Below are 12,373 nucleotides of genomic sequence, written 5' to 3'. Positions count from 1 at the left end.
CTCACCGGCAGTGCGTGCCACAGCCGCGGCAAGCGTCGGTGTCGGCGGCGGCCGGGTACGAGTGGCGCATCTTCGCCGGTACCGAAGCGCACTTGTACCGCCGCGCGCAGCTTGCCCCGGATCTCTTCTGGCCTCCGATGCTGCTTGCGTGGTGCGAGGAAGTGCGCCAAGACCCGCTCGGGCATGAGCGGACCGCCATCGGTGAAGACCGGATCGCCGCGCCGTCGGCGGCCATTCGATGCACTCGGTGCGGGGGGCTGCTGCTCGACGCGAACGCGGTAGCACGCGACGAAAGGACGCGCAGTGGACAAGCGTGACCGCGACCTCCTCGCCGGTTTGGCGCGGGTCAATACCGATATCGGCGAGGTGACGTTGCAGCTGCTGACGCTGCAACCGTCGGACGAGCACTACGCGGCCGGGCTTCGAAAGCTCGGCCGGGACCTGGTGAAGATCGGCGCCGCGCTCGCTCGGCGCGCTAGCGAGCTGGACGGCCAGGAGGAATCCCCGGAACCGGCCAGCATCGAAGCGGCGACAGCGGATCCGCCACCCTAGTCCGCCCGGCGCCACGCACCCCTCTTCCTTCGCGTGGCGTCGGGCTGGCCTGGTCGGCGTGAGGGGCCTCCCCTGCGCGCCGACCAGGTTCCAAACCCCCGCCGTCCTGGTGCAACGGGACGGCGGGCAACCGGGACCGCTGGCGTGGTGACTCCCGGTTCTACCCGCCGTGTCTGGGAAATGGACCCGCGGCGGGCGCCGGGGGCGGGGTAGTCGAATCCCCCGCCCCCGGCCACCAAACCATCGGCGGCGCAACGCGCCCGCTGATGGAGCCGGGGCCGGGGCGCTCACCGCGACCGGTCCGGCCCCGGCGTCAACCCACTATCAGAAAGGGCAGGGACTGACGCCATGCCGCCAGTTTGGATGGACCTCGGCGCCTACGAAACCGAGTACGCCCCCGACGACGGGCCGGACCCGACGCCGCCCCACCCGGCCAAGAACGATTCTGCCGACGAGGACGAGGGGTAAGCCGATGCCACGCAACCCGGCGGGGCCGAGCCCTTCGCAACCGGGACCGGGCAAGGACCGTCCCACGCAGCCCGCGGACAACCGTCCGCCGAACCGGCCCAAACCGCCGAAGTTCCCGCCTCCGGACTAGGAGAAAGCGTGCCCAAGAAGCGACGGCGCGACCGGCGTAGCTGCCTTGTCGGAGGCCAGATCGGAAACACGGCCTTCGGTAGCGCGGGAAGTCATCCGCCGAAACAGCCGACCGGGCCGACCCGTCCGGGTGCCGGATATCGATCGGCCCGGTTCCGCTGGCCTCCGGACCCGCCAGAACACGACGACGAGGTCTAGAATCGAGTCATGCGGAGTGCCCGAGAAATGCGCAGGCTGACGGCGGTGTTCCTCGCGGGGGAGCCCGAAGCCCGCTTCCACAGTGGGGACCTCCGACGTGCGGCGAACCTCACCGGTCAACGGCTGTCCGTGTTGCTGGAAAAGCTGCATAACCGCGGGTGGGTCGCCGACGGGTTCGACGAGTCCTCTCCTGACCGTTTGCCGTACTACGTGCTCACGGACGTTGGTCGACGCGAGCTGACCAGGCCATAGGCTACGGAGACAGCGCAAGGCCCCGGCGATCTCGACGCCGGGGCTTTTCGCTGTTCAGCTGGCGATCAGGGGGCGGGCCGACGTTCGGCGGGTACGGGCAGCAGGGCGCCGCCCTCGCCGATGTACCAGCGGAGGAAGTCCCGCACGACGGTGCCGCGGTCGGTGCCTTGCGCCGTCGCGACCCGACCGGCGGCTTCCCATAGTTCGCGAGGCATCCGCACTTTGGGTGAGACCTGTCCAGGTGCCGGCTGATTGGGCATGTCCGGGAGCATAGCACGGTGTACCCACACCGCCCAATGTGTTGACAGGTGTACCCACACCAATGTTAGGGTGTACCCACACCAAGAGAACGGGGCAGGGAATGCACGCAGGATTCGAACTCGAACCGCACGAGACGGTCGAGATCCGCAAGCGCGAGGACGACCGAGTGGAAATCGTGATCACCAGCCCGCACAGCGACTTCACCTCGGGACGGATCGTTCTCACCCGGGAGCAGCTGACCGCACTGCGCGAAGCCGAGATCACCGACTACTAGCGCCCCCGCCCCCGGCCCACCGGCCGGGGGCGCCCGGTCCCCCCTTTTTTTACCCCAAGGTGTACCCACACCTTTTGAGATGGAGCAGCCGTGAACGACCTCTACAGCGACCACTACCCCGCCCCCGAATCGCTCAACGACGACGAGTTGCGTCAGCGGGTCGACGACCTCATGTTGGACATGGACGCGCCGGACGACATCCTGACCGACAAGGAGATCGTTTCGGCGCTGCTGGCCGATGCGATGGGCGATACCGAGTACCGCGCGTGGGCGCTGTACATGGCGCACGTGCTGCGGGACGCCGACGACGCCGCGGTGCTTCAGCTGGTGCACAACGCCCCGGCGGCGTTCGGCGATGCGCGCAGGGTGGTGCTCGGGCGCGAGGTTCTTTCGGAGATGCTGACCGGCCGCGCGATGGAGCGCTACGCCGAGTACGTCGACAACCTGAATCACATGCGGCAGGGCATCACGACCGGTCGGCCGCGGCCGTGCTCGACGACGGGCGGGCGAGCGTTCCGTTTGCTCGCCGAGCTGCACGGCTCGGCCGTGGCCGAAGAGATGATGAACCGGAAGGCACCGGCGTACGCGCGGATGGTCGCCGCGTGGCGTGCCACTTGGGACAAGGCCGAAGGTCGCGGCCAGTGAGCGCGCCGGGAGATCTCGCCGCCAAGGTGGCCGCTTTCGGCGAGACGTGGGGAAGCGGCTATCTCGCCGAAGAGATCGCGCCGAAGCTCATGTGCGAGCCGCTGAATCTGTTGCTTGCGCTCCTGCCCGAGGAAGACCGCGTGCGGTGGCTCCGCGAGCACAACGACTGTGACGACCCGGCGTTGCACGGGCTAACCGACGACCAGATGCGCGACTTTACGCGACCGGATGAGGGGCAGTAATGGGGATTCAGAAGGGCAGGACACACGATTACCGCGTGCGCTTTCAGCTCGCTGGCGGCACGCGGCCCGATCAGCGGTCGCGCGTCGACTACAGCGCGGCGCTGCTGATCGCCCGGAAGACCGTCCGGGAAGGACGGTCCCCGTGGTCGGTCCTGGTCTACGTCGACCCGCACACCGGGGCCGAAACGGAGATTGTGCGCTACGACGCCGAGCACGCACCGCCCGCCGGGGACGACGACATCTATCGGGGGAAGCTCGATACCGCGAAGGTGTGGAACGGTGTCCCGGCTGGCGCCTACGCGTGCTCGGACTGCGGCAAGACGGCGTTCACGTACTCCCGAACGCACAGCACCCGAGCGGGCGGGTATTGGCGGCCGAAGGTCGTGTGCCCCGAGTGGGACATCTCGGCGGGCGTGCGCCGCACCGCCTGACCAAACCGGCAACGGGCCGGGTACCTGGTGATCAGGTACCCGGCCCGTCGCCGTTTCCGGGTACGTGTGGGTTGCCGTCGGGGGTGTCGTAGGTCGGCCAGTCGAGCGACCGGCCGTCTGGCCACGGCTGAAAGCTGGAAGGGCCACCCCACGCGATGTTTCGGCATCGCGAGATTTCCCAGTCTCCGAGCCTGTCGTGCTCGGTGAGCCACTGCTCAGCGCCGAAACGGTTCCGCCATGCGCGGATCTCGCGGTCGCCGCGGCCGTCCGGTCCGACGTGGACGGCCCGGACCGGGTAGCCGAAGGTCTCGCGGCTGTCGCGCTTGTCGAAGGGCATGGTCGTACTCCTGGCATGTCGGCGCCGGACGGTCTTCCCCACCGGCACCGACACGCTAGAACACGCGTTCGACGGCCGCAACCAGCGCAGACAGCCCCCGCCCGTGGACCAGGGCGGGGGCTGCTGTGCGTCCGGCGGCTACTCGTACGGATCGACCGGCCAGCGGGGCGCCGGTGCCGGCGGTTCCGGCTCGGCTCGCCGCGGTGCCGAGGACGGTTCGCCGTAGGACGGCGGCGCGGCCGAGCCGAGCCAGACGCGCGTCAGCCAGTCGGGCAAGTGCGGCTCGGCCCACCTGATCGCCGCGTAGACGGCCGCCAGCGCGGCCGGGTACACGACGGCTTCGCCGAGCCCGCCCGCCGCGGTGGTGATGACGTCCGGCAGGCCGAGCGTCACCAGCCACGCGACGAACGCGGACCACAGGCCGGGCACGACGGTGCGCACCCACGACGTGAGTTTCGGGTTCATGTCGAGGTCTCCCGTTCAGCCGACGATGTCGATTTCGAACGGCTCTTTCGAGCTGTATTCGAAGTCCGCCCAGACGGCACCCGGTAACGGGTAGCGGCGGTGCGAGACCGTCTTGGGGTTGAACCCCTTGTCCGCCATCGGGTTGTACCCGATGCCGGTCTTGTCCGATCCCCACGCGTAGATGTTTCCCTGCCAGACCGGCGTATCGGTGACGCCGTCGCCGTCGACTCGCGGGCGGACGACGATCGCCGCGCCGGGGGCGCCGGACAGCAGCAGCCGCACGGACGTGGTCGAGAGGCTGGCGGGAAGGGTCTTGCGTTCCATGATCTCTACTCCGATCTTGTTGTGGTCGGTCGTTGCGCCGTTCCCGCCGGGGCGGGCACCGGCAGTCAGGTGGGCGTCGGTGTAGGACTCGTTCAGGTCGACGCTCGACGCTCGGATGCCGGGGACGTGCCCGGCGTCGGTGTACTGGTGGAGGTCGTAGCGTCCGGCCGCGGCGTCGGGCTTACGGCCGTAGCGGGCAATCCAGATCACCAGGTCCGGAATCCCCCACCCGTCCGGGCGCAACATCTTGGCGAGCGCGTTGTTCATGTAGACGCCGGGCCGGTAGCCGTGCGCGGCCACCCGCTTGCAGAACCTGATGCCGAAGTCCCGCTTACGGCCGTCCGGGATGTTCGGCGCCTTCGAGCCGGGCGGGTTGTCTTCGAGGTCGAGCATGGGCGCGCATCCGGTTGCGCCGAGCCGTCGCAGCTCGGCGACGAAGAGATCGGCTTGCGCCTCCGGCGTCGGGCTCGCCTGTACGAAGTGGTAGCCACCGACAGGGATACCGGCCGCGCGGGCACCGGCCACGAGCGTGTCGCCGGTGTTGCGTCCGCCGTTGGGAAGTCCGGCGCCGTCGGTGAGCTTGACGTAGACGAACGTCACGCCGTGCCGCTTGACGGCCTGCCAGTCGGTGACGCTCTGAAAGCGGCTGTAGACGTCGATGCCGAGAGCCATAGTCGGAAAGTCCCTTCGGGGGTTGTCGATGGAGTGGCGTCCGGGGCGCCGGGGTGGCGGTGCGCACGATCAGCCGCCGAGGACTGCGTGCAATGCCTGCACGACGCCGCCACCACCGGCCGCCGCTACGCCAGCGGCGACCCAGATTTTTCGTTCCAGGCCGCGGATTCTGGATTCATGGTCGGCGACCGAGACCTTTTCCAGTTCGCGGATACGCTGTTCATGGTCGTTGCCGACGTTGACGAGTGTGTCCAATTTGGTCACAAGCGTGGTGACGTTGTTCGTGAGCGCGCGAAGTTCGTCGAAGATCTGTTCGTTGGTGATGGTGATACCTGCCATCGTGAGTTCTCTTCTCTTGCGGTAGGGCAATCGAGTTCAGGCCGCGCCGACGTCGTCGACCCAGACGTAGGCGGGTTGTGCCGCGCCCGCTCGGTAGTCCGCGGTTCCGGTGCCGCCTGTGCGGATCACGCTGTAGCCCGCGGTGATCTGGCCGGCCGGAAGGCCGGTGACTTCCGCCTCTACGATCAACGGTCCTTCCCAGTTGCCCGGGGAACCCGCGCTTGTGTCGCGGTAGTAGAACTGCGTCCCCGATGCGGTGACCGATGGACCGGCGGCCCACCGGCCCCGCATAGTGAAGTAACTCGTGTCGCTCGCGACGTTCTGATAGTCCATCGTGATCCGGTAGCGTCGTCCGGCTTGAGCGGAGAACGTGACGGTCTGAATGAATGTCTCCGTTGTGAACGTCCCGGGACCGACGTTCGCCGTACGGATGTTGCCTGCAATCCGGCGGAGCGCGACACCGGACAGCACGGTCAGTTTGTCGTCGAGCACTCCCAAGGTGGCCTCGACGGATTCCGCGAGGGCACGCAGGTGCGCGGCGGTGTTCGGCGGGTCGCCGATCTCCGGGTAGATCCAGCCGTAGCGGCTTGTGGCGCCCATGAACGGGTCCCCTTTCCTTGTGTCATAGCGGAATGACGGCGATAGCTCGGCCGTCGAACATGGCGGATGCGTTGCTGGTGGCGGCCCGATACTTGAGGGTGAACGTGTTCAGACCGGTATTGAGACCGTTAGCCGCGGTCACCACCCACACTTGCGTGAAACTGCCGACGAAGTCCGGTTCGTAGTCCAGGAACCCCCCGGCATAGAACGGGGTCGCCGAGCCCGACGGACCGATATTGCTCGCGCCGGTGACTGCCAGGGTGAACCAGCCCCCGCCGTACACGGCGGACGCCGCGGCCTGCACGGTGACACCAGAGTTCGCGAGGACCAACGCCCGTCGAGTCGATCCAATGTAGACGGTCTGACTCGGCCCAGGTGTCGCGAGATCAACGAAGTTCAGGCTTGAGGTCGACTGTGGTGCGTTGACCACCGCGGCCCCCAGCTGATTCGCGGCACTCGAACCCGCGGCGGCGACCTTGCCGAGGATGTACCACTGACTCATCCTCTTTTCGACCATCACCACGTCGCCCGGCCTGTATGTGATGCCGATGCCGGACTGAATGACCCGGAGGTTTGAGACCGGCGTGTTATTGATCCGCACCGAGTTCACGCCGGTCGATTCGTCCCACGAAAGGATTTCCCCTTGGTAGTGCGCGAGGTCGGCGCCGCCGGTTGGCTTGCTGTTGGCCGCGGCGAGCAGGGCGGCGAGTTGCAAGGGGTCCATTAGCCTGCCTTCCCTGTGAGGTACTGCTTTCGGGTGTCGATGCCCATCGAGTCGCCGGGGGCCAGGCCGTAGCTGATGCGGTCGATGATGTGAACCTCTCCACCGCCGGGGTAGGAAACTGTCACCACGTCCCAGCCCTCCAAAGCAGGGTTGGGCACGGTGCCGAGAGAAACCCCGTACGGCAGGCCGATGACCTTCGAGAGCTTCGCGCGAGCGGCGGCGCTGCATTGCTCGACGGTGGTCATGAACGCACTGGCGTAGAACGTCGGCACCATGCCGAAGTCGCCGCCAACGTAGGTAGGGGAGGCGGGGTCGTCGTCTACGGCGATCGCCTGCACTGGCGGAAAGTCGCCCGCGGGCTCACCACGCGCGACGACGACGTTGTAGACCGCTTCGCGGGAGATGGTCCGCTTCATCTCGACCAGCACGCCACGCGCGCCGGAGTTGATTTCCCAGACCGATTCGGTAGCGGACAGATCCGGGACGGATCGCACCTGAAAGCGCCCGGCGTAGTCGAAGTACCCGAACTTTCCGTGCGCGGCGAGAAGATCTTGCACGAACGCGAGCCGGTCGTCATCCAACACGTGGTCGGTGCCGAGCATGATCGAGTACGCGTCGAAGTCGTACACGGTGACCAAGTTCGCCACCGCTTCGCCCACAACGAAGTCGATCACCGAGCCAACCGACGCCGTGGCCGAGAACTGAACGGGTGCGATCGGGCGCGCGTCGCGGACCGTCGCCATACGGTCGGACGCGGTGATCCGGATAGCGCCGTCCGGGACGCGCAGTTGCTCGACCCGGTCGATGCGGAAGTATCCGAGCCCGACGAGTTCCCTTGTGCCAATGCCGTACTCCACGCCGCGCTCGACGTAGATTTCCTGCCCGTACGGGGTTCCCGGGTCGCTCGGGTTGCCAGGCCACGGGTAGCGCGTTGTCAAGTCCAATGTGGACTGTACGTCGGCGGTCATGTCGGTGGTCACGTTCCCGGTCACCACCGGCAGTCGACCGGCGAGATCCACTTCAGAAATCGGAATCCCGGTCGGCGCCGTTCCGGTCTGGCCGGGAGCGACGAGCGTGCAGCGCGACGCCATCGTGTGCGATCCACGCAGCGACGCCAAGAACGTGTCGGTAACCGGCCTCACGGGACGATCACCACCGCGTCGGACACCTTGTCCACCAGGGCCGAGTACGACGCGTTGGCGGCGACCACAGCGCCGATGGTGGCGTAGGTCGCCAGGACATCCGCGTAGGTGAACGTGTCGCTATACACCGTGCTTGCCGGTGCGGCGACTTCGGTCAGTGGCAGGTCGAAGTACCTGCGCTTCGAGCGGACCGAGCCGCGGGGACGCGCCCGTGTGGTGTCGCCGATCGAGGCGTAGAGCGTCGGCACGACGCACAACGCCGACGGCGCCTGAATGAACACGGTGTGACCGACGCTCAAGGCGTTGTCGAAGTCGTCCGCCGCAGAGAGGTCCGTTGTGGACACTTGCAGCGTGAGCCGCCTTGACCCGCGCACGTCGCTGATCTCGATTGGATAGGTGCGGCCTACCACGTCCACAAGCTCTGACCGTGACGGGCGCTCGATGTCCGACACGTCGGTGACCGTGATCTTGCGGTTCAGGCTCGGGCGGCGAACGTTCTTGATCCACGTCGAATCGAGCACCGGCGTAATGGTCGACGTCTCCACGCCGACATCCGGGCGCCGGCCGAACGCGAGCAGCGCGGCCTTGCTGATCGCCGCGGCGCCGCCGGTGACGGTCCACCACCCGGCGGGTTTCTGACTGGTGTCGGTGCGGGCTTGTACCCACCAGACGTGTCCGGCGTCGTCGCCAGCGGTCGCGGACACCTGCCCAAGTTCGGCCGTCCACGCACCGGTCGTTGGCGCGCTGGACCATCCGGCCTGTTTCCAGCCGAGAGCGACGAGCACCGACGGCGCCGCGCCGGGCGTGTACGCGGGCCACGGGAGGTTCTGTTGCGCGGCGTTGACCAGAGTCGCGGGTGACCCGGTCGGGGATGTCGACGTGTTGCGGAACGTCGCCAGCTGCGCCGTGCAGTCGGAACCGGCAACCCCACCGGAGAACGTCACGGTGTGGCCGGTCGAGCCGCCCGCGGCGGCGTAGCGGGCGAACACCTTGACGTTCCCGAGGTCTACGACGGTTGTCCATCCGGCGGGCTGCACGGGTGCACCGGCGCCGCTGTTGCGGATGGTCGCCAGCATGAGCAGAAGGTCACCGGCCACAGTGGAGCCGTTGGTGAACGGGGTGAGTGAGGCGTTCACCGCGGAGACCGGTCCGCCGGAACCGATCCACGCGGGTGTCGCGGCGTTGACCGCGGTCACGCGGTACGTGTTCGGCACACCGGCGGCGAATTCGTAGTCATCGACCTTTCCTGTGCCGCCGCTCAGGCCGACCTTGTCGCCGCCCCGGACGGTGGTCCAGGTGATGCCGTCGGTGGAGCGCTCGACCACCGCGTAGTCGGCGTCCGGGTGCAGCGCGGTGAAGCTCACGCGCACGCGGGACAGGTCGTCGAGATACGTCGTCGTGGTGGTCATCGCATCCCCCCTGTGCCCGCCCCTGCTGCGCGCGCGGTAGCGCGTCCCGCCTCGTCGATCTCGATTTGCACGCGCTGCGTGATTCCCTTGCCCAGGTCCAAAGTCAGCTCGATGACCCGCGGTTCACCGGCGCCGGTCGTGGTCGACGAGCCGCCGGTGCGCGCGGTGCGGACACCGGCGACGAGCGGGCCGGACGCGGCCGCCGAGGACACCGGCGACAGCAGCTCGGGCGGGACCGCGGCCGCCATGCGGCCGGACATCGCGCGCACGGCGGCGACGGCCGCGCCGGTACGTGCCAATACACCTTCGCCGAGCGATTCGGCGATGGACATGCCGGAGTAGAGAACCCAGCCGCGGCCGGAGAACGGGCCTTCTTTGGCCGGGGAGAACGGGAACAGCCCCCGAATCCGGCCGACGAAACCTCGGACCTTGTCGATGACCCGGCCGGCCATCTGCTCGATGCCGCGCCCGAACCCGGCCAGGAGTTCCATGCCGCTGTGCAGCAACATCGAGCCGATGTTGCCCAGACCGCGCAGCACCATTCCAGGTAGCTGAACGACTTTGGCCACCACGCCGCCAATGCCTGTCTGCGCCCCGGCGTTCATCTGGTCCATGCCGATCCCGAACCGGCTCGCCGCGGTGAGCCCGCCTTGCCCGGCCAGCTCGGAAATGTGAGGCATCGAGCCGCCGAATTGGCCGATGATGCCGTTGAGCGCGGAGGACGTGTTGTCGCCCATCATCTGCATTCCGGTGCCCCAGTCGCCGGACATGCCGTCACTTCCGGTCGACACCGCCGATCCGGCGGACGACATCGCGGTCATCACATCGGTGGCCATGCCGGACCAGTTCGTTTGCGTGATCGTGCGCATGGCGTCGCTGGATGCCTTGAGCCCGTTGGACATCGTCTGTCCGGCGCCGACGACGTCGCCTTGCATGAGCTGCGCCAGCGCGGTGAAAAGCGTGACCGCGCCCAGGAGCGGAATGTTCAGCAGCATGACTACCGGCGCGAGCATGATCAGCACAGCAGCGAGCGGGGCCAGTGAGCGGATCAAGACCGGCAGGATGGGCGCCAGTCCCTTCACTAGCTGTTCGACCACAGGCGACAGCGCACGGACCAGCGGCCCAAGAATCCGGCCGAGAGTTTCGAGCGCAGGGGCCAGCGCTTGCGCGGCAGAGTCGGCGATCGTGACGAGCAGATCGCCAAGCGGTTCGATCAGCGGTTGCACGGCTTCGAGCGCGGGGCCGAGGATTCGCGACACGGCATCGCCCACTTTGGACAGCACTTCGCCCAAGGTGCGGAAGGTCTCTTGGCCTTCCGGGCTCTGCACAAACCGTTTCACCGCGTCGATGGCCGGGGACAACATCGGCGCGACACCGGCGCCACCTTCTTGCAGTGACCCGAACACCGACCGGACGATCCCGGCAAGATCGTTCAGCAGTCCCCACAGATCCTTGAACGCGCCGAGCCCGCCCTGAATCCACCCTTCGATCTTGCCGGATTCCTTGGCCTGGCGGATGAAGTCGGCGAACCGCTGCGCGGCGCCCTCTGCCCCGCCGGTCAGCTTCTCCAGGACTTTCGAGCCGACCTGTGCGAGGTCGAGGAACGCCCGGCCGAGCGGCGCCAGCGCGCGCCCGATGTTGCGGATGATCCCGGCCGAAGAGTCCAAAGTGGAATTCAGGGCAACGGTGTTCTCCCGTTGCCGGGCCATCGCGGTGAAGCGGGTGATGGTCGTCGAGATCGCGGACGCGATGCCCTGAAAGTGCGTGGTGGTCTGCGGTAGAAGCGCGTTGATATCGCGCACTGCCGGGGCGAGTTCCCGTTGGAACGTCGCCGACACCGCGGCCTTGAGCCGGTCGAGAGTTGGGGTGGTGCCCTCGAACGCCTTTTTCATGCCGTCGGCGCCGAGCTTGAGCGTGATCATTGCGGCGGCACCGGCGGCGAGCGCGCCGGGGATGAGCCCGAGCGCGCCGGATGCGGCACCGGCCCACGCGACCAGACCGGCCATCACTCCAAGCCCGGAGTTCAGCGCGGCGACACTCGCCATCGAGCGCGCAGCAAACGCGGTGACGTTGCGCGCCATCGACGCCAGCTGTGTGCGCCAGGTGGCGAACCGCTTACGGCGCTTCTCCGCGAACTGCTCGGCCTGCTCGTCGGCCTTGCGGGCGGCGTCGGCGAGCGCCTTTTGGTGGTCAGCCGCGGCCTTCTGCGCGGCCTGCATGGCGGCTTTCTCCTGCGCGGCCGCCTCGCGCTGCGCCGCGGTGATCCGGCGCTGTTCGTCCGCGGCCGCCTTCGCCGCGGCGCGTAGCTCCTGGCGGGCGGCGGCCACGGCGGTGGCCAGTCCCTTGGTGGAGCCGTCGAACTTGATCCGTACGGTGCGCTGCCCGGTCTCGGCCATCACACACCGCCTTCGGAGAAGCGGCGCACGACGTCGTCGGCCGCGGCGTTCCAGCGGCGCGAGATCTCGGCGGTGTTCTGCTCGATCACGGGGAAGAACCAGTACGCGGACTGCCCGCCGTGCGGCCGGTACTGGCGGCCGGTCGCGGTGCCGTAGCGCGGGGAGGCGTACCAGCCGGAGCGGCGGGTCATACCGAAGACGGAGCCGAACAGCAGACCATAGGCGGGGGTGCGGTGGCGGCCGAGTCGGCGGGTTCCGCCGGCCTCGACCACCGGCACCCGGTCGCGCTTAGCCTTCACGGTCTGCGCGACCAACCGCCCTTGCGGTCCGCCGTTGGCCATGCCGTCGGCACGTGCGGCCGCGGCAAGTTCTTGCGCCAGCGCCAAACTCGCGTCGCGTAGCGCGTCGCTGGCGTCCTTCGGCATCTGCGAGAACGCGCGCAGCGTCTCGCGTACACCTTCGATGGAGAGGTTGACCGTAAGACTGGTCTTGCTCGCCACGGTCACCGCCTCC

Annotated in this window: 18 protein-coding genes; 7 read left to right on the top strand and 11 right to left on the bottom strand. The window is 68.0% G+C overall.

Annotation, left to right across the window (positions count from 1 at the left end; all coding sequences use genetic code 11):
- Window positions 1-14: 14 nt before the first annotated feature.
- From AC0685_RS19140 to AC0685_RS19130, 3 genes are all read left to right on the top strand, one after another.
- Complete coding sequence (locus AC0685_RS19140) at window positions 15-317, top strand: hypothetical protein (protein WP_478226750.1); 303 nt, start codon at window positions 15-17, stop codon at window positions 315-317.
- Window positions 304-552, top strand: a complete 249-nt coding sequence (locus AC0685_RS19135) for a hypothetical protein (RefSeq protein ID WP_478226749.1) — start codon at window positions 304-306, stop codon at window positions 550-552. The genes AC0685_RS19140 and AC0685_RS19135 overlap by 14 nt, the downstream gene beginning before the upstream one ends.
- Window positions 553-1,356: 804 nt before the next feature.
- A complete protein-coding gene (locus AC0685_RS19130) occupies window positions 1,357-1,599 on the top strand; it encodes a hypothetical protein (RefSeq protein ID WP_478226748.1) in 243 nt (80 codons plus the stop codon).
- Between the two features lie 65 nt (window positions 1,600-1,664).
- Here the strand turns inward: AC0685_RS19130 and AC0685_RS19125 are convergent, their stop codons facing one another.
- A complete protein-coding gene (locus AC0685_RS19125) occupies window positions 1,665-1,859 on the bottom strand; it encodes a hypothetical protein (protein WP_478226747.1) in 195 nt (64 codons plus the stop codon).
- Between the two features lie 101 nt (window positions 1,860-1,960).
- Here AC0685_RS19125 and AC0685_RS19120 point away from each other — a divergent pair, with 101 nt between their 5' ends.
- The 4 genes from AC0685_RS19120 (at window position 1,961) to AC0685_RS19105 (ending at window position 3,452) form a co-directional block, all read left to right on the top strand.
- Window positions 1,961-2,134 (top strand): hypothetical protein, encoded by a 174-nt coding sequence (locus AC0685_RS19120; RefSeq protein ID WP_478226746.1) that lies wholly within the window; start codon window positions 1,961-1,963, stop codon window positions 2,132-2,134.
- Window positions 2,135-2,224: 90 nt separating this feature from the next.
- Window positions 2,225-2,779 (top strand): hypothetical protein, encoded by a 555-nt coding sequence (locus tag AC0685_RS19115; RefSeq protein ID WP_478226745.1) that lies wholly within the window; start codon window positions 2,225-2,227, stop codon window positions 2,777-2,779.
- A complete protein-coding gene (locus AC0685_RS19110; RefSeq protein ID WP_478226744.1) occupies window positions 2,776-3,021 on the top strand; it encodes a hypothetical protein in 246 nt (81 codons plus the stop codon). Before AC0685_RS19115 ends, AC0685_RS19110 begins: the two co-directional genes overlap by 4 nt.
- A 35-nt stretch (window positions 3,022-3,056) precedes the next feature.
- Entirely contained in the window at window positions 3,057-3,452 is a 396-nt protein-coding gene (locus AC0685_RS19105) for a hypothetical protein (protein ID WP_478226743.1), read from the top strand.
- Between the two features lie 31 nt (window positions 3,453-3,483).
- Here the strand turns inward: AC0685_RS19105 and AC0685_RS19100 are convergent, their stop codons facing one another.
- The 10 genes from AC0685_RS19100 to AC0685_RS19055 form a co-directional block, all read right to left on the bottom strand.
- Complete coding sequence (locus AC0685_RS19100) at window positions 3,484-3,789, bottom strand: hypothetical protein (RefSeq protein ID WP_478226742.1); 306 nt, start codon at window positions 3,787-3,789, stop codon at window positions 3,484-3,486.
- Between the two features lie 138 nt (window positions 3,790-3,927).
- A complete protein-coding gene (locus tag AC0685_RS19095; protein ID WP_478226741.1) occupies window positions 3,928-4,254 on the bottom strand; it encodes a hypothetical protein in 327 nt (108 codons plus the stop codon).
- 15 nt (window positions 4,255-4,269) lie between these two features.
- Entirely contained in the window at window positions 4,270-5,250 is a 981-nt protein-coding gene (locus AC0685_RS19090; RefSeq protein WP_478226740.1) for a glycoside hydrolase family 25 protein, read from the bottom strand.
- 69 nt (window positions 5,251-5,319) lie between these two features.
- Window positions 5,320-5,589 (bottom strand): hypothetical protein, encoded by a 270-nt coding sequence (locus tag AC0685_RS19085; RefSeq protein ID WP_478226739.1) that lies wholly within the window; start codon window positions 5,587-5,589, stop codon window positions 5,320-5,322.
- A gap of 36 nt (window positions 5,590-5,625) precedes the next feature.
- Window positions 5,626-6,189: a hypothetical protein gene (locus AC0685_RS19080; protein WP_478226738.1), complete on the bottom strand. Its 564-nt coding sequence runs from the start codon at window positions 6,187-6,189 to the stop codon at window positions 5,626-5,628.
- Between the two features lie 22 nt (window positions 6,190-6,211).
- On the bottom strand, window positions 6,212-6,913 hold the full coding sequence (locus tag AC0685_RS19075; protein WP_478226737.1) for a hypothetical protein: 702 nt from the start codon (window positions 6,911-6,913) through the stop codon (window positions 6,212-6,214).
- A complete protein-coding gene (locus AC0685_RS19070; protein ID WP_478226736.1) occupies window positions 6,913-8,031 on the bottom strand; it encodes a DUF5047 domain-containing protein in 1,119 nt (372 codons plus the stop codon). The genes AC0685_RS19075 and AC0685_RS19070 overlap by 1 nt, the downstream gene beginning before the upstream one ends.
- 20 nt (window positions 8,032-8,051) lie before the next feature.
- Window positions 8,052-9,464, bottom strand: a complete 1,413-nt coding sequence (locus AC0685_RS19065) for a hypothetical protein (protein ID WP_478226735.1) — start codon at window positions 9,462-9,464, stop codon at window positions 8,052-8,054.
- Complete coding sequence (locus AC0685_RS19060; protein WP_478226734.1) at window positions 9,461-11,860, bottom strand: hypothetical protein; 2,400 nt, start codon at window positions 11,858-11,860, stop codon at window positions 9,461-9,463. The genes AC0685_RS19065 and AC0685_RS19060 overlap by 4 nt, the downstream gene beginning before the upstream one ends.
- On the bottom strand, window positions 11,860-12,360 hold the full coding sequence (locus AC0685_RS19055; protein ID WP_478226733.1) for a hypothetical protein: 501 nt from the start codon (window positions 12,358-12,360) through the stop codon (window positions 11,860-11,862). The genes AC0685_RS19060 and AC0685_RS19055 overlap by 1 nt, the downstream gene beginning before the upstream one ends.
- Window positions 12,361-12,373: the final 13 nt, after the last annotated feature.

Source organism: Amycolatopsis sp. NPDC043889 (assembly GCF_056435645.1).
The sequence above is the reverse complement of the archived record's forward strand: the minus strand, read 5'-3'. Positions and strand labels throughout refer to the sequence as shown.